Source organism: Catenulispora sp. GP43 (assembly GCF_041260665.1).
Classification (GTDB): domain Bacteria; phylum Actinomycetota; class Actinomycetes; order Streptomycetales; family Catenulisporaceae; genus Catenulispora.
Genome location: NZ_JBGCCT010000018.1, coordinates 194,588 through 212,153, shown reverse-complemented (window position 1 = coordinate 212,153; position 17,566 = coordinate 194,588). Strand labels below are relative to the sequence as shown.

At 70.8% G+C, this 17,566-nt stretch carries 16 protein-coding genes; 8 read left to right on the top strand and 8 right to left on the bottom strand.

The window, feature by feature from the left end; all coding sequences use genetic code 11:
• Nucleotide 1: 1 nt before the first annotated feature.
• Nucleotides 2–850 carry an FAD/NAD(P)-binding protein gene (locus tag ABH926_RS32105; RefSeq protein ID WP_370369646.1) on the bottom strand — a complete coding sequence of 283 codons (849 nt, stop codon included), beginning with the start codon at nt 848–850 and terminating at the stop codon, nt 2–4.
• Nucleotides 847–2,055: a 4Fe-4S dicluster domain-containing protein gene (locus ABH926_RS32100; protein ID WP_370369645.1), complete on the bottom strand. Its 1,209-nt coding sequence runs from the start codon at nt 2,053–2,055 to the stop codon at nt 847–849. Before ABH926_RS32100 ends, ABH926_RS32105 begins: the two co-directional genes overlap by 4 nt.
• Nucleotides 2,056–2,290: 235 nt before the next feature.
• Between ABH926_RS32100 and ABH926_RS32095 the strand changes: the two genes are divergently transcribed.
• The 4 genes from ABH926_RS32095 to ABH926_RS32080 all read left to right on the top strand — a co-directional run bounded on the left by ABH926_RS32095 (nt 2,291) and on the right by ABH926_RS32080 (nt 4,589).
• Nucleotides 2,291–2,767, top strand: a complete 477-nt coding sequence (locus tag ABH926_RS32095; RefSeq protein ID WP_370369644.1) for an Hsp20/alpha crystallin family protein — start codon at nt 2,291–2,293, stop codon at nt 2,765–2,767.
• Nucleotides 2,768–3,058: 291 nt separating this feature from the next.
• Nucleotides 3,059–3,265: a hypothetical protein gene (locus ABH926_RS32090; RefSeq protein ID WP_370369643.1), complete on the top strand. Its 207-nt coding sequence runs from the start codon at nt 3,059–3,061 to the stop codon at nt 3,263–3,265.
• A gap of 124 nt (nt 3,266–3,389) precedes the next feature.
• The gene (locus tag ABH926_RS32085; RefSeq protein WP_370369642.1) at nt 3,390–4,019 is read left to right on the top strand and encodes a DUF4303 domain-containing protein; all 630 of its coding nucleotides are present in this window, start codon (nt 3,390–3,392) and stop codon (nt 4,017–4,019) included.
• Nucleotides 4,020–4,268: 249 nt separating this feature from the next.
• Nucleotides 4,269–4,589: a hypothetical protein gene (locus ABH926_RS32080; RefSeq protein ID WP_370369641.1), complete on the top strand. Its 321-nt coding sequence runs from the start codon at nt 4,269–4,271 to the stop codon at nt 4,587–4,589.
• Between the two features lies 1 nt (nt 4,590).
• Here the strand turns inward: ABH926_RS32080 and ABH926_RS32075 are convergent, their stop codons facing one another.
• Nucleotides 4,591–5,934, bottom strand: coding sequence for an MFS transporter (locus ABH926_RS32075; RefSeq protein ID WP_370369640.1), 1,344 nt, complete (start codon nt 5,932–5,934; stop codon nt 4,591–4,593).
• A gap of 249 nt (nt 5,935–6,183) precedes the next feature.
• Here ABH926_RS32075 and ABH926_RS32070 point away from each other — a divergent pair, with 249 nt between their 5' ends.
• Nucleotides 6,184–6,801 carry a hypothetical protein gene (locus tag ABH926_RS32070; RefSeq protein ID WP_370369639.1) on the top strand — a complete coding sequence of 206 codons (618 nt, stop codon included), beginning with the start codon at nt 6,184–6,186 and terminating at the stop codon, nt 6,799–6,801.
• Nucleotides 6,802–6,895: 94 nt separating this feature from the next.
• Here the strand turns inward: ABH926_RS32070 and ABH926_RS32065 are convergent, their stop codons facing one another.
• The 4 genes from ABH926_RS32065 to ABH926_RS32050 are packed head-to-tail and all read right to left on the bottom strand — an operon-like array spanning nt 6,896 to nt 14,115.
• Entirely contained in the window at nt 6,896–10,021 is a 3,126-nt protein-coding gene (locus ABH926_RS32065; protein ID WP_370369638.1) for an efflux RND transporter permease subunit, read from the bottom strand.
• Nucleotides 10,022–10,026: 5 nt separating this feature from the next.
• Nucleotides 10,027–10,488 (bottom strand): hypothetical protein, encoded by a 462-nt coding sequence (locus tag ABH926_RS32060; RefSeq protein ID WP_370369637.1) that lies wholly within the window; start codon nt 10,486–10,488, stop codon nt 10,027–10,029.
• Nucleotides 10,485–13,535 carry an efflux RND transporter permease subunit gene (locus tag ABH926_RS32055; RefSeq protein WP_370369636.1) on the bottom strand — a complete coding sequence of 1,017 codons (3,051 nt, stop codon included), beginning with the start codon at nt 13,533–13,535 and terminating at the stop codon, nt 10,485–10,487. The genes ABH926_RS32060 and ABH926_RS32055 overlap by 4 nt, the downstream gene beginning before the upstream one ends.
• A gap of 55 nt (nt 13,536–13,590) precedes the next feature.
• Nucleotides 13,591–14,115, bottom strand: coding sequence for a L,D-transpeptidase (locus ABH926_RS32050; RefSeq protein ID WP_370369635.1), 525 nt, complete (start codon nt 14,113–14,115; stop codon nt 13,591–13,593).
• A gap of 204 nt (nt 14,116–14,319) precedes the next feature.
• Here ABH926_RS32050 and ABH926_RS32045 point away from each other — a divergent pair, with 204 nt between their 5' ends.
• From ABH926_RS32045 to ABH926_RS32035, 3 genes are all read left to right on the top strand, one after another.
• Entirely contained in the window at nt 14,320–15,198 is an 879-nt protein-coding gene (locus ABH926_RS32045; protein ID WP_370369633.1) for a D-alanyl-D-alanine carboxypeptidase family protein, read from the top strand.
• A gap of 210 nt (nt 15,199–15,408) precedes the next feature.
• The gene (locus tag ABH926_RS32040) at nt 15,409–15,909 is read left to right on the top strand and encodes a L,D-transpeptidase (RefSeq protein WP_370369632.1); all 501 of its coding nucleotides are present in this window, start codon (nt 15,409–15,411) and stop codon (nt 15,907–15,909) included.
• Between the two features lie 161 nt (nt 15,910–16,070).
• A complete protein-coding gene (locus tag ABH926_RS32035) occupies nt 16,071–16,481 on the top strand; it encodes a hypothetical protein (RefSeq protein WP_370369631.1) in 411 nt (136 codons plus the stop codon).
• 81 nt (nt 16,482–16,562) lie between these two features.
• On the opposite strand, the gene ABH926_RS32030 is transcribed toward ABH926_RS32035, so the two are convergent.
• Nucleotides 16,563–17,504: a D-alanyl-D-alanine carboxypeptidase family protein gene (locus ABH926_RS32030; protein ID WP_370369630.1), complete on the bottom strand. Its 942-nt coding sequence runs from the start codon at nt 17,502–17,504 to the stop codon at nt 16,563–16,565.
• Nucleotides 17,505–17,566 lie beyond the last annotated feature (62 nt).

Genomic DNA, 17,566 nt, shown 5'->3' with positions numbered 1-17,566 from the left:
TTCACAGCTCTGGAACCGCGAGCAGCGGCTCGGCGTGGTCGTAGGTGGTCACCGGGCCGTCCAGACAGACGAAGTCCGGGCCGAGCTGGCAGTGTCCGCACAGGCCCGCGCCGCAGCGCATGTTCCGCTCCAGGGACAGCTCGATGTCCTCCGGACGCAGACCGAGCCGGATCAAGGCGGCGCCGGTGTGCGTCATCATCGCCTCGGGGCCGCACAGGTAGGCGGTGGTCCGCCCCGGACGCAGCCGCACCCGCGGCAGCACCTCGGTCACCAGGCCGGTCGAACCGGTCCACGGCCGCGGCAGACCGGTGCACGGATCCGTCTGCCGCCGGTCGACGGTGCGCAGCACCGCCACTCCGTTGGCGCGCCAGCACTCGTCCTCGACGCCGAAGAGATGCTCCGGCGGGGTCTTGGCGCCGGCGACCACCGAGACGAGCCCGTAGTCGCGGCGCGAGGCGAGGGCTTCCAACAGCGCCGGACGCAGCGGTGCCAGCCCGATACCGCCCGCTATGAACAACAGATCCCGGCCGCGGGAACGTCCCACGTCCCAACTGGTCCCGAACGGGCCCCGGACCCCGATCACGGTTCCGGGCTCGGCCCGGCACAGCGCCGCGGAGACCGCGCCGACCGCTCGGACGGTGTGGACCAAGGTCTGGTCACGCACCAGGGGCGAGCCGCTGACCGACAGCGGGATCTCGCCCACGCCGAAGACGTACACCATCGTGAACTGGCCCGAGGCGAAGCGGGGGAGCGGTTCGTCGACAGGCGCCAGAGACAGGGTTCTGGTGTCCGCGTTCTCCCGGCAGTTCTCGGTCACGCGGTAGCGCCTGGGCAGCATCGGGGCGGTCATCGTGATCCCCGCGTCTCTTCCAGGGACTGCTCGGCGCCGCCGATCCGGTCGATCCGGTCGATCCGGTCGATCCCGTCGTTCAGCGCCGCCAGTTCCTCGGTGACGTCGATCCCCACCGGACACCAGGCGATGCAGCGTCCGCAGCCGACGCAGCCGGAGGTGCCGAACTGGTCGTGCCAGGTCCCGAACTTGTGCGTGAGCCACTGGCGGTAGCGGCTCTTCGCCGAGGTGCGGACCGAACCGCCGTGGATGTAGGAGTAGTCGATGTCGAAGCAGGAATCCCAGGATTCCCATCGTTCGGCGTGGTCGCCGGACAGGTCGGTGGTGTCCTCGACCGAGGTGCAGAAGCAGGTGGGGCAGACCATGGTGCAGTTGCCGCAGGTCAGGCAGCGCGCTGCGACGTCGTCCCAGCGTTCGGCGTCCGCCGAGCGCGCCAGCAGCACCCGCAGGTCGGTGGCCGGCAGCGTGCGGCCCATGCGGCCCGCGGCGGCGGCGACGGCGGCCCGTGCCCTCTGGACGAGCCCGTCGGGGACCGGTCCGTGCGGCACCGCGTCCAAGATCGCGTCGCCGCGCTCGCTGCCCACGGTGACCAGGAACCGGTGTGCGGGCTCGCCGACGAGCTCCACCAGCGCCAGATCGAACTCGCCGGAGCGGTCGGCGCACCCCGGACCGGTCCCGGCCGACGCGCAGAAGCAGGTCGCGCCGGGCTCGGTGCACTCCACGGCGACGATGAACGGCCCGCGATCGGCGTCCGGTGCACGGCGCAGCGCCCGATTCAGGATCTTGACGGCGGCCAGATCGCAGGGCCGCACGCCGATGAAGGCGTAGTGGACCGGTTCGCTGTCCTCCGGCTCGGGGATGAAGTCACCGGTGGCCGGATCCCGGTCGGCGCTGAACAGCAGGCGCCGGGCGGGGTGCAGGAACTGCTTCCACGACTGCGGCCCGGCCGAGTGGCCGAACACCGCTCCGTCCTCGCGCTCCACGAGCCGGTACGCTCCGGGCGCCGTCGCCGAACCGCGGCCGTGCGGCAGGTCTGCCGCCGACCCCAGTTCGTCCAGGACGATCGCGCCGTCGCGGACCGTCGGGCCCACCGGCCGCAGGCCCGCGGTCCGCAGCGCGGTGATGAGGTCCTGGAGGGCGTCGGCGGTGATCACCGCCCGCCGCGGCTGACGCTGTGCGGCTGGTTCGGGTACGACAGTGCTCATAGCGTCAATGTGGCGCGCGTCCCGTGCCCTGCTCAGAGGACGGAGACCCGATGTCCACAGGGCCGAAGGTCCCGACTCTCACGGATCACGCCGTCCCCCGGAGTAAGACGGTCACGGCGGGTCCGGCCCAGGGGAGAAAGACCACTGACATCGGGTCGTTCGGCCCTGCTATGCGCTGCTTCATAGGAGTTGTCTGATAACCGTCCGAACCACCCCATCGAAAGGAGAGCCGCCTATGACCGAGATCAGCCGCCGCAACCAGTTCGTCCCGCTTCCGGACCTGCGAGACTGGTTCGACCCGTTCGCGATGCTGGACTGGCGTCCGAAGCTGGACTTCCACCCCATCCGCGTGGAGGACCGCTTCGAGCACGACGGCACCTACGTGCTGTCCGCCGAGATGCCCGGCATCGACCCCGAACACGACGTCGAGCTGGTGGTCTCCGAGGGCACGCTGACCATCCTGGCCGAGCGCTCGTCCGAGAAGCACGACAAGCGGCACAGCGAGTTCCGCTACGGCGCGTTCAGCCGCTCCGTGCGGCTCCCGGCCGGCGCCCTGGAGGAGGAGATCACCGCCTCCTACGTCGGTGGGATCCTCTCCATGCGGGTCCCGGTCGCGCAGCCGCAGAAGGCCGCCACCCGCAAGATCCCCGTCGCGGGCGAATCGCAGCCGGCCACGGCCAAGGCGACCGAGCCGAAGGCGAAGAAGAGCTGACCGCATCGAAAGGTGGCGACGGCCGCTAGCCCGGGGGGCAGCGGCCGCCGCCACCCGGCAGGGCCGCCAGACCGAAACTGCGCCGGCCGCCGAAGCCGAGCCGGGAGGCGCCGCCTCCGCTGCTCGTCGGCTCCGACGGCGCTCACCACTGCCTGAGCCCTCCGGGCTCGCCCGTGCCTGATCCGGTGCTGCGCGCTGAACTGCCTGCCGTGACCTGCCGCTTCCGATGACCGCCGGTGTCGTCGGCGAAGTGAGCCATCACAGAGTTCGAACACATGAGGTGTCCAAGCGATGAGAAGCACGACGAGCCGGCCCCTGGCTTCCAGGTACGGCGAGTTCCTGATCGGGGCCGCCCTCGGTTTCGCCGGCGGCCTGCTGCTCCCGGACCGGCGGTCCGGCGCGGCTCGGGTCGGGCCGGCCGCGCCGCGTCCTATCGAGGTGCCGATCAGGGCGCCGCATGAGGAGCCGGTCCGCCTGCCGCTCCGGCACGCGGCTTGACCGCGGCTGGGGCGGTTAGAGAGACCAAGCGGCCGCCGATGCTGATGTGGGCGCGCACTGCCAAGCTGGACCTGCTGGAGTCACTGGCGGCCCAGTAGGCGGTTTGTGCCGGCCTGGGCAGCCCTTGGACAATCCGTATGCGAGGAAGTGGATGCGAACAGATCAATTCGTCGACGACCTGGAGCAGGCCCTGCTGTCGGCGGCCGTCGCATGCATCGAGACCCTTTCACGCGACGCTGCCGGGGAGCAGGTTTACGCCTTCTGCCTGTACTCCACGTCCGGGTGTACGGGTGTGGGGTTCGCCGCCCAGACATCCGAGGCGCTCGACAGGGCGAACAACGCCCGCGAGCGCGATCAGCGTGCTGGGTTCGCGAATCTGGTTTGCGCCGACGAGTGGAGCTTCATCTACATGGATGCCGAGTCGCTTGTGCCTGCGGACCAGCTCATCGACGAGTTCTACGACGTGCTGTACCACGGCGACTTCGAGGACGTGGTTCTTGCCGATGATGCTCCGCCTGCGGAGCTGCAGACCTTCGTGGACGATCTGTTCTGCCGGGTGTTCGTTCGAGTCTTCCTGGCGCTCAAGGCGGCCGGGGCCTTCGACGCGGCGATCTTCACCGAGGACGTGTTCCTCGGTCTGCAGTTCGCCGACGCGTCGGACCATGACGCGAGCCTGATCGAACGTGTCTCCGCCCAGGTCAACTCTGTCGCGTGGCACGAGGATGTCAGGCTCTACCGCTCGTACTTGGGCTAGGCCGTGTCTGGTGAATGGCTCTGCTCGTTGATCGATTCGTGAACGGACCTGTGAGTGGTCGTGGTGACATGCCGGTGGCGGTGTGCCCGAGCGGTATGGGCCGTGGCAGACGGTGTAAGCCGGAGCGCAAAAAGGGGCGGAGCTGTCGAGTCGACAAGTCCCCCGACCGCGCAAGCGGCGGTACACCCCGAACCTGACCATCACGGGCTCGGGCGCTCGCGCGGCGGACTGACGACCAAGACCCACCCGGTGGCCGACGCCCGCCGCCGCCCGCTGGGCTTCGTGGTCACCGAAGGTCAGGCCTCTGACATCGCCCACGCCCAGGCCGCGCTGGAGGCCGTCGCGGTGCCTAGGCCTCGCGGGCCGGCGCGCACGGTCGACAAGGGCAGCGCCGGTGGCCGACCGACCGGATTCGACAAGCCCACATACAAGATCCGCAACACGGTTGAGCGTTGCTTCTCCAAACTCAAGCAGTTCAGAGGCTTCGCCCCCCGCTACGACAAGCTCAGCACCCGCTACCAGGCCGGAATCCAGCTCGTCTCCACCATCATCTGGCTCCGCACCCGCTGAATCAGCGGCGGCGTGTCGTCACGCCCACCAGTCCCAGGCGTGGAACAGGTCGAACAGCCCTGGGTCCCCGCAGCGATCCGAACACCGCGACTCCGAGCGCGCCGCCGATCTGCAGGGCCGAGCCGTTGGTCGCCGATCCGACGCCGGCGCGGTCGCGCGGCAGCGTCGCGGCCATCGCGGCGGTCGCCGGGGCGATCGCCGACCCCGCGCCCAGGCCCAGCAGGAGCAGCCCGGGCAGCGCGTGGGCGAATCCGTCGCCGGGGGTCGTCCCCGCCAGGACCCACAACCCGCCGGCCAGGCAGGCCAGCGCCGAGGCCACGACCGCCTTGGTGCCGAACCACCGGTCCAGCGCCGTCGAGGCGGGGGCGGCGACCGCGACGACCCCGGCGACCGGCAATATCCGCAGCCCGGCCGCCATCGGCGAATAGCCCAGGGCGAACTGGAGGTACTGGGTGAGCAGGAACATCGTGCCCATGAGGACGAACACCGCGAACGCCACCGCCGTCACCGACACCGAGAACCGGCGATCGCCGAACGGATCCAGCACGAGCATCGGGCTGGCCGTGCGCCGTTCCCAGAACACGAAGAAACCCAGGACCGCCAGGGCCGCCGTGCCGGCGCCCAGGACCATCGGCGAGTGCCAGCCCTGTTGTGGACTCTCGATGACCGCCCACAACAGTCCGGACAGTCCGGCCACCGAAGCCGCCGCCCCCACCGGGTCGAGCCGCCGGCGTTCGGTGTCCCGCGACTCCGGTACCAGCGCCAGTGCGGCCACCGCGCCCAGGACCACGAACGGGATGTTGACGAAGAACACCGAGCCCCACCAGAAGCGGGCCAGCAGCCAGCCGCCGGCGATCGGGCCGATGGCGATCCCCAGGCCGCTGGTCGCCGACCACAGGCCGATGGCCCGCGCCCGGCCGCGGTCGTCCCGGAACAGGTCCATGATGATCGACAGTGTGGCCGGCATGACGGCGGCCGCGCCCAGGCCCATCACCGCCCGCGAGACGACCTGGGCGTCGACGCCGGTGGCGAACGCCGATCCGGCCGACCCGGCGCCGAAGCCGAGCAGCCCGGCCAGGAACACCCGCTTGCGCCCGATCCGGTCGCCCAGGCTGCCGGCGACCAGCAGCAGGCCGCCGAACACCACCGCGTAGGCGTCGACGATCCACTGCAGCTGGGTCGAGGTGGCGTGCAGTTGGACGACCAGGGCCGGCAGCGCGATGTTCAGAATGGTGTTGTCGAGCGACACCACCAGCAGCGACACGCAAAGGACCGCCAGCGCGCAGGCGCGGCGGCGTGCCGACAACAGCCCGGATTCCGGGCATGTGATCCTTCTGATTCCCATGACACCCAGTCAGCTCCGCCCGCGGAGGGGGCGACCAGTGCCGAAGGACACCGTGGACGAGGGAGTCAGGACCCTGGTCGGGACCGGTGCGCGAGATCGGCACCGCGGACACTCCCGTCCGGTCCGTCATGACCATCGGCCCTGACAGTCGGGACTTTCGGCACGGTACCGCCGCCCGGCCGGTCGGCCACACTCCGTGGTGAGACAACACGGGACGGCGAATTCAGACCCCTGATGGGAGACAGCGCGATGAGCACAGAGCACGGTGGGGCCCACCTGACCGGTCGGTTCCACTTCACGCGGCGTTCGGCGAAGGCGTCGATCGCCACCGAGCGGTCGACGGCCGCCGTCGAGGCGAAGGAGGCGTCCATCGCCGCGCTGCGCATCGGCGTGGGCTTCATTTTCCTGTGGGCCTTCCTGGACAAGGCCTTCGGCCTGCACTACTCCACGTCCTCCAAGAACGCCTGGATCCACGGCGGCTCTCCGACCAAGGGCTTCCTGGGCCATGTGGCCGTCGGACCGTTCCAGTCCGCGTTCCACTCCATGGCCGGCAACGGCTTCGTCGACTGGGCGTTCATGCTCGGCCTGCTGGGCATCGGCGGCGCCCTGATCCTGGGCGTCGGCCTGCGCGTCGCGGCGGTCTCCGGCGTGGTCCTGGTCGCGATGATGTGGTTCGCGGTCTACCCGCCGGCCCAGCACACCGCCGCCGGCGCCGCCACCTCCTCGGTCAACCCCTTCGTCGACGACCACGTGCTGGAAGCCCTCGTCCTGATCGCCGTCGCCGCCTTCGGCACCGCCAGCCGCCTGGGCCTGGGCGCCTGGTGGGCCCGGCTCCCGTTCGTCCAGAAGCACCGCTCGCTGATCTGAACACCTGATCTGAGCACCTGATCTGAACACCTGGTCGGCACCTGCGCGATCGACCACTTGGCCCGGACCGTCGCGGTCCGGGCCCTGCTGACCGTCACGGCCTCGCCCGACGCCGCCCGAACCGCAGGTACAGCGAAGGCACTACGAACAACGTCAGCAACGTCGAGGTGACCAGCCCCCCGAGGATCACCACCGCCAGCGGGTACTCGATCTCGTGCCCCGGCAGGTTCCCCCGCAGCACCAGCGGCACCAGGGCCAGCCCGGTGGCCAGCGAGGTCATCAGGATCGGCGAGAGCCGCTCGCGCGCGCCGCGCACCACCAGCGCCGGTCCGAACTCCACGCCCTCGCGGCGTTCCAGGTGCTGGCAGTGGTTGATCAGCAGGATGCCGTTGCGGGCCGCGATGCCGAACACCGTGAAGAAGCCGACCAGGGCGCCGATGGTGATGACGCCGCCGCCCATGCTGATGGCGATGATGCCGCCGACGAGCGCCATCGGCAGGGTCACGAACAGCAGTGCGGCCAGCCGCCACGATCCGAACGCCAGTTGCAGCAGCAACAGGATCGCGATCGCGGCCGCGACCGCCGTGGTGAGCAGCGTCCGCTGGGCGGCCTGCCGTTCCTTGTACTCGCCGAGCATCGCGTAGTGCATGCCGGCCGGCAGCGGCACGGCGCTCAGGCGGTGGCGGATGTCGTTGGCCACGGCTCCCAGGTCGCGGCCCTTCACGTCGGTGCTGACGTCCAGGTAGCGCGAGTTCCCGTCGCGCGTCACGCGGTAGGGGTCGCTGCGCATCGAGACCGTGGCGATGTCGCCGAGGCGGACGTGGGCGCCGGCCGGGGTGTCCAACTGCATCGCGGCGATCGCGCTGGTGCTGTTGCGCGCCGCCGGCACGCTCCAGACGTAGACGCCGTAGACCTCGCTTCCCATGAAGATGTTGCCCATCTCCTGGCCCGCCACCACCGCCGCGGCCTGGCGCCGCACGTCGCCCGGCTTCAGGCCGACGGCGGCCGCCTTGGCCAGATCCACCTCGATCTGGATCTGCGGGGTGTCCACCGAGATGTCCATGTGCGGGTCCTGCACGCCGGGCACCTGCGTCACCTGTTGCAGCACGTTGGTCGCGGTGGTGCGCATCTGGCCGAGATCCTGCCCGTAGACGCGGACGGTCACCGCCTGCCGGGAACCGGACAAGACCTCTTCGATACGTTCGTTGAGATACGTCTCCACGTCCCGGTACAGCCCGGGGTAGGTGTTCACGACGTCCCGCACCTGCCCGACCAGCTTGTCGTAGTCCGCGTTGGGATCGGTGCTGATCCACGCCTCGGCGGCGTCGATGCCCACGACCTCCTCGCCGCCGCGGGCCCGGCCGATGTGCGCGCCGAAGCTCCGGACGCCGGGGATCGCCTGCAGCCGTTGGGACAGCATCGTCGTGGCACGGACCATCTCGGTGTCCGAGGTGCCGGGCACGGCGTCGAAGTGGATCAGCAGATCGCGTTGCTTGAACGTGGGGAACAGCGATTGGCCCAGCTGCGGCACGATCAGCGCACCGGCCAGGACCGCGACCGCGAACACCGAGTACGCCGCGGCCGGGCGCCGCACGATGCGGGCCAACAGGGCCGAGTAGCCGCGCTGGAGCCACCGCACCAGCGGCGACGGGCCGTGCCGCAGCGGCGCGCGCCGCAGCATGATCAGGGTCAGGGCCGGGGTGACGGTCAGCGCGACGCACAGCGAGGCCACGATCGCCAGCGTGTAGGCCAGCGCCAGCGGTTTGAAGAACGCGGCGGTCAGGCCGTGCAGCAGGAACACCGGGACGGCCGCCGCGACGATGATCAGCGTCGCGTAGACGATCGGCGAGCGGACCTCCAGCGAGGCCTCCAGGATGATCCGGGCGGTGGGGGTGTCGCTGCCGGCGGCCCGGGCGTCGCGCAGCCGCCGCAGGATGTTCTCGACGTCGATGATCGCGTCGTCCACGACCGCGCCGAGCGCGATGATCAGCCCGGCCAGGATCATGGTGTTGATCGTGGCGCCGGTGTAGTGCAGGACCAGCAGCGCGGTGACCAGCGACATCGGGATCGTCAGCAGGCTGATCAGCGCCACCCGCCACTCGAACAGGAACAGCACCAGGATCACCGTGACCAGCGCGAAGCCGATCAGCAGCGAGGTGCGAAGGCCCGCGATCGACTCGTCGATGAACGTCGCGGGCCGGAAGATGGTGCTGTCGAACGTGACGCCGGGCAGCCCCGGCTGCAACTGCTTCAGCGCGCTCTGGACGCCCGAGGTGATCTTCAGCGTGTCGCCCCAGGGCAGCTTCTCCACCACGAGCAGCAGCCCGGCCTGACCGTTGATCACCGCGTCGCCGATGATCGGCAGGCTGTCCTGGACGACCGGCCCGACCGCGCTCAACGGCACCAGCGAACCCTTGGCCGCGTGGTCCTCCAGCGGCACCTTGGCCAGTTCCGCGGGGCTGGACACCGACAGCTGGTGCACGATCTGCAGCCGTCGGCTCGCGGTGTCCAGGAACCCGCCGGCGCCGACGACGCTGCCGTTGGAGAAGCTCAGCGCCCCGGAGTCCAGCGCGTCGGAGGTGGTGCGCTCGACCTCGTCCAGGCTCGCGTGCGCGGCGGCGAGCTTGGCTGGATCGACCTGCACCTGGAACGTCGGCTGCCGCTCGTTCCAGATCGACACGTCCGCCACGCCGTCGACGGCCAGCAGCCGGGTCTTGACCCGCCACAGCGCCAGCCGGGACAGCTCCTCGGTCGAATACCCGGGCCCCACCATGCCGATCTGCACCACCCGCGCGGTCGCCGACACCGGCGGCAGCATCACCGGCGGCGAGGCCCACTTCGGCAGCGTGGGACGCACCGTGCCCAGGCGCTCCTGCACCAGCTGCCGGGCGTGCAGCAGGTCGGTCCCGGGCTTGAAGACCATGACGATCGAGGACAGCGTCGGCACCGACGTCGAGCGCAGCTGGTCCAGTCCGGGCATGCCGTTCATGGCCAGCTCCAGCGGCACCGTCACCAGCGACTCGACGTCGGAGGTGGACAGGCCCAGGCTCTCGGTCTGGACCTCCACCTGCGGCGGGGCGAACTCGGGGAAGACGTCGACGGCGCTGGAGCCGATGGTGGCCGCACCGAAGGCCATCAGCGCGACCGCCGCCGCGACGACCAGGAACCGGTAGGTCAGGCTCCAGGAGACGATCGCGCGCATCACCGTGGGGCGCGTCATGGCCCTCACTCCTCGCCCACGCCGTATTCGGCGCCGAGCAGTTCCGGCGCGCCGATCGTGACCACCGGGGTTCCGACCGCCGGTCCGGAGCTCAGGAACGCCTCGGTCCCGGTGACGTGGGCGATGACGATCGCGTGCCGCAGGTAGGACCGCGGCCCGACCGCCGCGTAGGTCCAGGCGGCGCCGTCCGGGCTGTAGATGACGGCGGTCATCGGGATCGCCATTCCGCCGCTGGCGGCCCGCACCTGCTCGGTCCTCACCCGCACCGCGGTGAACGCCGACGCGCTCAGCTTCACGGTCGGCAGTGCGGCTCCGGGCGCCGGCTCGAGGGCCGCCGGGGGAGCGGGCGGGCTATCGGCGGACTGGCGCGAACAGCCGGCCGAGGCCAGGAGTGTCGCGAGGACCGCGCCCAGGCGCGCCGCGCGGGAGCGGCTGCTGGTCATGCGCCCCATCAGGTGTCCCCTCATGCGCGCGCCTCCTTGTAGAACCAGTGGAACCACCGGAGGGAAAGCGCGGGCAGCAGGACCAGCATCACCAGGGTCGTGGTCACCATGCCGCCGATGACGACCAGCGCCAACGGCCGCATCACCTCCATCCCGGAGATGTCGCCGACGACCGCGAACGGCAGCGCGACCAGCACCAGCCCCACAGCCGTCACCACGGTCGGGAACACAGACCGGCGCACGGCCTTGTCCACCGCGTCAGCCTCCGAACGCTCCATGTCCCGCATGAGCACCAGTCCGGCGCGGACCGCGACGCCGAACACCGCCAGGAACCCGGCCAACGCCCCCAGCGTGAGCGGCCCGCCCGCGATCGGCGCCGTGGCCACACCGCCGGCCAGGGCGAGCGGCACCGCGCAGAACAGCAGCACGGCACGCCGCCAGCTGCGAAGCGCCGCCTGGAACACCAGGAACACACCGACCGCGACAGCACCGACGTACAGCAGGGTATTGCGATCAGCATCCTGGTTCACCACCACGTCGCTGGACACCTCGATGTGGTAGCCGACCGGGAGCGGCAGGTTCTTGACCGCGGACCGGACCCTGTCAACGGTTCCGTGCACATCGCCGCCCGGCACCTCCGCGGTGACGTCGAGGTAGCGGGAGGCCTGATCGTGGTCGATCTCGGCCGGCGCCGGCTGCATCGACACCGTCGCGATGTCCTTCAGCGGCACCTGGCCGCCGCCGGGAGTGTCCAGCGGCAGGTTCGAGATCGCCGTCAGATCACCGCGCATCCCCGGCTCGCTCCACACCGCGACGTCGAAGATCTGCTGCTGCTCGTAGTAGCTGCCGACGGGGATGCCGGCGATCAGGACGGCCGTGGCCCGCCGGACGTCGCCGGGTTTGAGGCCGTGCGCGGCGGCGGCGTCGACGTTGGTCGCGATCTGGATGGACGGTTCGGTGGCGGGTGTCTGCACCGTCGCGCTGGCCGTCCCCCGCACCGCGGAGACGGCCTGCCGCAGCTGTCCGCCCATCGCGGACAGCGCGGCCGGGTCGGTACCGTAGAGCCGGACCCGCACCGGCGGCCCGGTGAGCGTGCGGTTGTCCGCCAGCGCGGCGTCGGTGAAGGTGAGCACTGTGTGCTGCATACCGGGGTAGTTGTTCAGGACCCGGCCGACCGCCGTCCTGGCCGCGCCGTAATCAGCCTTCGACGACAGGGTGATCCAGGTCTGCGCGCAGTCCACGTCGACCGGCCGGTCGCCGAGCAGCGCCTGCCCGACGTCGCTGGCCACGTCGGTCACGCCCGGCAGCGTGCGCAGCGCCTGGCCGACCGATGTCGTGGTCTGCTCCATCGCCGTCAGCGAGGTCCCGGCCGGCGCCTGCCAGCGCACCAGGAGGCTGCGCTCCTGCATCGGCGGGATCAGCGAGCGGTTCCCGAACTGCGGGATGACGAGGAAGCAGGCCACGAGCAGTACCGCGGCCGTGCCGAACAGGACGGTCGCGTTCGTCGTGAACACTGACAGCACCGAGTCGTAGGCACGCCTGAGCCGCAGTGCTGGGCGGCGGGGCGTGGCGCGCCGGAGCAGCAGATGCGCCAGCGCCGGCACGAACGTGATCGCGACGATCGCGGCACACGCCACGGCCAGCAGGTAGGCGCCCATCATCGGTCGGGCGAGGGCTCCGGCGCGATGCTGGAGGGTCAGGATCGGGATCGTCGCCAACGCGATCACCACGAGGGCGAAGGTCAGCGGACGGCGCGCCTCGCCGATGGATCCGGCGATCCCGTCGGCACCCGCCGCGCGGTCGGCGAGGCGGACCGCCTCGGCCGTGCGGACGGCGTCGTCCACGGCCACGCCGAGCGCCGCCGCGAGGCCCGCGAGTGTCAGGACCGTCAAGGTGGAGCCAAGAAGGTAGAGCACGTATGCCGCGGCCAGGACCGGCAGCACCGTCCCGGCCAGCGCGATGAGCAGCACCCGCCAGGACCGCCAGCACACGCCGAACCACACCGCCAGCAGCACCAGCGCGGCCAGCGCCGTCCAGGCCAGGTGGACCAGCGCGCCGTGGACATAGACGGCGGGCTCGAAGACGCCGGTGTCCACGGTGATGCCGCGCAGCCCCGGCGCTAGCTCGGCCAGCGCCGCCTTGATGCCGTTCGCGACCTTGATCGGGTCCGCGCCGGGCAGCTTCTCCACCACGAGCAGGAATCCCGGGCCGCTTTGCAGTACCGCGTCCCCGCGCAGCGGCGGGTGGTCGGCTACGACGGTCGCCACGTCCCGCAGCTGGACCGATTGGCCGGTGGTGTCCTCGATCGGCACCGCCGCCAGGTCCGCGGGCGTGTTGATGGGCAGCACGTGCTGGATCGTCAGCCGCTGGTTCGGGTTGTCGATGAAGCCGTCCGCGCCCGGCGAGGCGGCCTCGACGAAGGTCAGCGGCGAGGTCCACATGGCGTCGCCGGCGGTGTTGATCACCTGGTTCAGCGTCACGCCCCGGCTGTTCATCCGCGCCGGGTCGACCAGGACCTGAAGCTGCAGGTCCCGCTGGCCCCAGAGCACCACGTTGGCCACGCCCGGCACGGCCAGCAGCCGCGGCCGGATCCGCCAGCGCGCGGTCGTGGACAGGTCCGTGGCCGACATCGAGGACGAGGACAGCGCCACCGCCGTGGCCCGGGCCTGGACCGACAGGGGCTGGATCATCACCGGGGGAGTGCCGACCGCGACCAGCGCGGGTCCCTGGGACACGCGCTCGGTGAGCAGCTGGCGCGCGCGGTAGACGTCGGTGCCCGGCTTGAAGGAGAGGTCGATGACGCTGAGCCCGGGCAGCGAGGCCGACCGGATGCGGTCCAGGAACGCCAGGCCGTTGAACTCGTCCTCCAACGGCACCGTGACCAGCTGTTCGACCTCGCTGACGGACAGGCCCAGGGCCTCGGTCTGCACCTGGACCTGGGGCGGCTGGAACTCCGGCAGCACGTCGACCGGCGCGTGCCGGAGCCCGGCCACGGCGACCACGAGCAGTACGGCCGCGGCGGCCGTCAGGACCGCCGCGAGCCGGATGCTCGATGCGATGATCCAGCGCACGACGGCCCCGTTTCAGTAGTTCCTCATCGCTTATCCGAAGTGCCGCCGACGGCGGTCAGCGGGGCTTGTGTCCCCAGATGTAGACGACGTCGCCGAGGCCCAGCATCGGGAACAGCCGCGCCGAGTCGGCGACCGTCAGGTTGACGCATCCGTTGGACCCGCCCCTGCGGACGTCCTGGTAGGTGCCGTGCAGGGCGTAGTCGCCGTGGAAGAAGCTGCTGAACGGCATCGGCTCGTGGAACAGGTGCGAGTACTGGTGGCGGTTGCGCAGCCAGATGTGGAACAGGCCGTCCGGGGTCCGGCGCCCGGGCATGCCGGTGCGGATCCGCACCGCCGGGAAGACGACCTTGTGGCCCTGCTGGACCCACAGCGTCTGATGGTTCTGGTCGACGCAGACGACTTTGCGCGTCAACTGGGGGCAGTGCGGCGACACCGCTCGCGTGGCGGCGGCCTCGGCGGTGGACGGCGCGGCGACGGCGAACACCGCCGAGCACGCCGCCAGGAAGATCGCGGCACGGCGGGCCCCGGTCGGACGCTGCCGATCCCGGCGCCGCGATGCGGAGTCTGGGGTTGTGGCCATATCCGATAGATGGACAGTACGTAGTCTGATCTACCGGCGCGGTCCTGAGAGCCACCCGTTTGCCAGTGCGTATCACCTGTTTGTCCGCTCGGAGGTTTGGCACGGCGGGCCGCCGGCCCGGCAGGGACGCCGGACCATCAAAACCCTGGCAACCGCTGTCGTGTCGTGACGCCAGATCGCCGCAAACCGGAATAATCACCTCACATGCACACATCGATTCTCCGGAACCGTGTCACGCGCTGGGGCACCGCCGTCCTGCTGGCCGCGGTCCCCGCCGCCACCGCCGTGCCGGCCCAGGCCCGCCCCGTCTCCTCCGCGCTGCCGGCGACCGGCCAGGCGGCCCTGTGGTCGGCCGGGCGCCTCACGGTCAGCGGCCCGGTGGCCAAGCCGCAGCCGATCGCCAGCGTCACCAAGGTCATGACGGCCTACCGGGTCCTGGCGGACCATCCGCTGAAGCCCGGTGAGCAGGGCCCGATGATCACGGTCCTGGCATCGGAGGTCAGCGCGTACCACGCGGCGCGCCGCAACGGCGAATCGGTGATCCCGGTGGCCGCCGGCGAGCAGATCAGCGAGCACAAGGCGCTGGAGGCGATGCTCCTGCCCTCCGCCAACGACATGGCCCGCATCCTTGCCCGGTGGGACGCCGGCAGCATCGACGGCTTCGTGGCGCGGATGAACGAGACCGCCGCGCAGGTGGGAATGGACAACACGCACTACGCCGACCCGGCGGGCGTGAACACCGCGACCGTCTCGACGGCCCCCGACCTGCTGCGGCTCGACCAGAACGCGATGGCGAACCCGGTGCTGGCCGGCGTGGTCGGCGAGAAGTCGGCAGCGGTGCCGGTGGCCGGGAAAGTGCGCAACTCGAACCCGCTGCTGGGAACCGACGGCTTCGTCGGCACGAAGACCGGCTGGACCTCCGCGGCCGGCTCCTGCCTGATGTTCGCCGTGCGCCAGGGCGCCGGGCACGACCGCGACCGCCTGGCGTACGGGGTCCTGCTCGGCCAGCCCGGCGGGCCCGAGTCGGGAACGATCTTCATGGCGGCGCGGCGGATGGCGGCCGCGGCCCGCGCGGGCCGGTAGCGAACGGGGGCCTGGAACGAATCGGTCCGGTAAACCGGGCCTGTAGCGCACGCGGGGCTTTTCTGGTGAGCCGTTCGGATGGATCGCCCGCCCGTTTCCAGGCCTGCCGTCGGGTCGGCGGTAGCGCAGCTGGGTGATCGTACTGCGGCAAGCGGGTGACTCCGATCCGCCGCGTGCACACCCGGCACCGCCGTGGAGCATCGATGAACTGTGAATCGCACCTTCTACCGAGCCGGCCTCCGAGCCCTCCCGCGTGCCAGAGCGGCGGCTGCGGTCGTCGCGGCGGGCTTCGCGCTCATCGCCCTCACCCCGGCCGTCGCCGCCGCCGACGCGAAACCGGACCGGTCGAACCTGTGTCCGCACCGGCCGGGCCGCGTCGTCTGCGTCGATCAGGACCACCAGCGGATGTGGGTGCAGAAAGGGTCGCGGATCGTCTTCGAACCGGTCCTGATCCGGACCGGCTACCGCGGGATGTGGACCCCCAACGGCACGTTCCACGTCTACGCGCGGCACGAGTGGCCGGCCTCGCCGCTGCTGCCCTACAGCCAGTTCTTCCACCGCCACTACGCTCTGCACGGTTCCCGCGACGACCTCCACAAGGGCAAGTCGAAGGGGTGTGTGAACATGAGCGTGGCGGACGCGCGGCGGCTGTGGAAGACGTTGGAGATCGGGGACACGGTCTACATCTGGGGACACAAGCCCGGTACATGAAAAACCGGGCCCCGGCACCCCGCGAGGTCTCAACTGACGAATTCACTGATCCAAACGGGCGCTAAGTATGAACAAAGCGTGAAGATGCTCGGCGATGGCGGAATAGGGCGAAGTGGGTGCAGAGACCGCCTCTGCGACCACATTCGTCAGGAGGACCCCACATGCGCGTATCGCGCATCGCTGCCATCACCGTCATGGGAGCGACAGCCTTCGGAGTGTCGGCCACGTCCGCTTACGCGAACGAGGGCAGGTCTGGAAGGATCGAAGCCTCGCCCCACGTGGTGAAGCCCGGCCACGTCGTGCGTCTGTCCACCGAGTCCTGCCACCAGTGCGGGCCGGCGAAGGTGCACGTCACCATCGACGGCAAGCGCCACTGGATCAAGCTCGCCAAGTGGACCCCCGAGGGGAAGACCGGCTGGTTCAAGGTCCCGCGGGACACCGACCCCGGCCGGTACGAGGTAGAAGGCCACTGCAAGTGGGGCCGCAACATCGAAGGCGCCTTCTGGGTCCCGCGGGAGCACAAGGCACGCCACCGCGTGGTGCACCACCACCACCATCACTGCGCGCACTGACGCGATCGACCGGGAACCGTTCAGCGCCGCGACTGTCCGTCCGGACAGCCGCGGCGCTTCGTCGTCCCGTACGGCGGGGTGCTACAGGAAGCGCTGCGCACCCTCGATCAGCCTCACGGCCGCGTCGAAGGAACGCCCGGCCGGCGGCGGCCCGGGCTGTCCGAGCACGACGCCGTACACCGTGTGGTACTGGTGCGAACGCCCGCCCTTGACCCGCGCGGCGAACATCAGACAGCCGCCGGCCGCGCCGGTCCAGCCGGTTTTCACACCGAGCACGCCGTTGTGGCCGAGCAGCCGGTTGTGGTTGCGTACCACCCCGGCGACCGGCACCCGGGCCGAGGTCTCCCCGACAACCTGTGCGAAAACGGCGACCCCCATCGCGGCCTCGTCCAACCGGATCAGGTCCGGCGCGGTGGAGACGGTGCGCGAGTCGGTCCCGGCCGGGTCCGCGAAGTGCGTGTGGCCCATGCCCAGCCGCGAGGCGGTCCGGTTCTCCCGCGCCACGAACCGGTCGATGGAGCCGCCGTCCCAGCGCGCCAGGATGCGGGCCATGTTGTTCCCCGAGGGCAGCAGCATCGCCTCCAGGGCCTTGCGCTCACTGATCCGCTCGCCGCCGGCGACCGCGACCAGGGTCTGGCCGCTGTGGATCTCGGCCCGATAGGCGGCGGCCTCGTACGGCAGGACGGTGATCGTCGGACCGCTGTCGTGCACGCCCAGCGGATGGTCGAGCAGCACCTGGTAGGCGTCCATGACCTTCGCCACGCTGGCGGTCGGGTGCGGCCGGCCCACCGCGCCGGAGGTACCCATCGGCGCCCGGCCGTCGGCGGCGACCGCGGACTGCCCGTAACCGGGCCACGGGATGCGGGCCGCGGAGGCGGAGGCGGAGACGGAGACGGAGGCGGTCGCGGTGGCGGTGGCGGTGGCAGCGGTGCCGGCGACGACCGCGAGCAGCAGCGGAGCCAGGGTCCGCCGGGCGACTCTGCGCGAGGATCCGAGGCGATCCCTGGAAACGATGTGTCTCATGACATCAGTTGTTGACCGGGACAAACCGGAGCTACCCGAAGCTGGGGCTAATGGGTGACGGG

Coding starts and splice junctions, on each gene's coding strand:
- ABH926_RS32105 (WP_370369646.1), bottom strand. CDS start 850: ATGACCGCCCCGATGCTGCCCAGGCGCTACCGCGTGACCGAGAACTGC.
- ABH926_RS32100 (WP_370369645.1), bottom strand. CDS start 2,055: ATGAGCACTGTCGTACCCGAACCAGCCGCACAGCGTCAGCCGCGGCGG.
- ABH926_RS32095 (WP_370369644.1), top strand. CDS start 2,291: ATGACCGAGATCAGCCGCCGCAACCAGTTCGTCCCGCTTCCGGACCTG.
- ABH926_RS32090 (WP_370369643.1), top strand. CDS start 3,059: ATGAGAAGCACGACGAGCCGGCCCCTGGCTTCCAGGTACGGCGAGTTC.
- ABH926_RS32075 (WP_370369640.1), bottom strand. CDS start 5,934: ATGGGAATCAGAAGGATCACATGCCCGGAATCCGGGCTGTTGTCGGCA.
- ABH926_RS32070 (WP_370369639.1), top strand. CDS start 6,184: ATGAGCACAGAGCACGGTGGGGCCCACCTGACCGGTCGGTTCCACTTC.
- ABH926_RS32065 (WP_370369638.1), bottom strand. CDS start 10,021: ATGACGCGCCCCACGGTGATGCGCGCGATCGTCTCCTGGAGCCTGACC.
- ABH926_RS32060 (WP_370369637.1), bottom strand. CDS start 10,488: ATGAGGGGACACCTGATGGGGCGCATGACCAGCAGCCGCTCCCGCGCG.
- ABH926_RS32050 (WP_370369635.1), bottom strand. CDS start 14,115: ATGGCCACAACCCCAGACTCCGCATCGCGGCGCCGGGATCGGCAGCGT.
- ABH926_RS32045 (WP_370369633.1), top strand. CDS start 14,320: ATGCACACATCGATTCTCCGGAACCGTGTCACGCGCTGGGGCACCGCC.
- ABH926_RS32035 (WP_370369631.1), top strand. CDS start 16,071: ATGCGCGTATCGCGCATCGCTGCCATCACCGTCATGGGAGCGACAGCC.
- ABH926_RS32030 (WP_370369630.1), bottom strand. CDS start 17,504: ATGAGACACATCGTTTCCAGGGATCGCCTCGGATCCTCGCGCAGAGTC.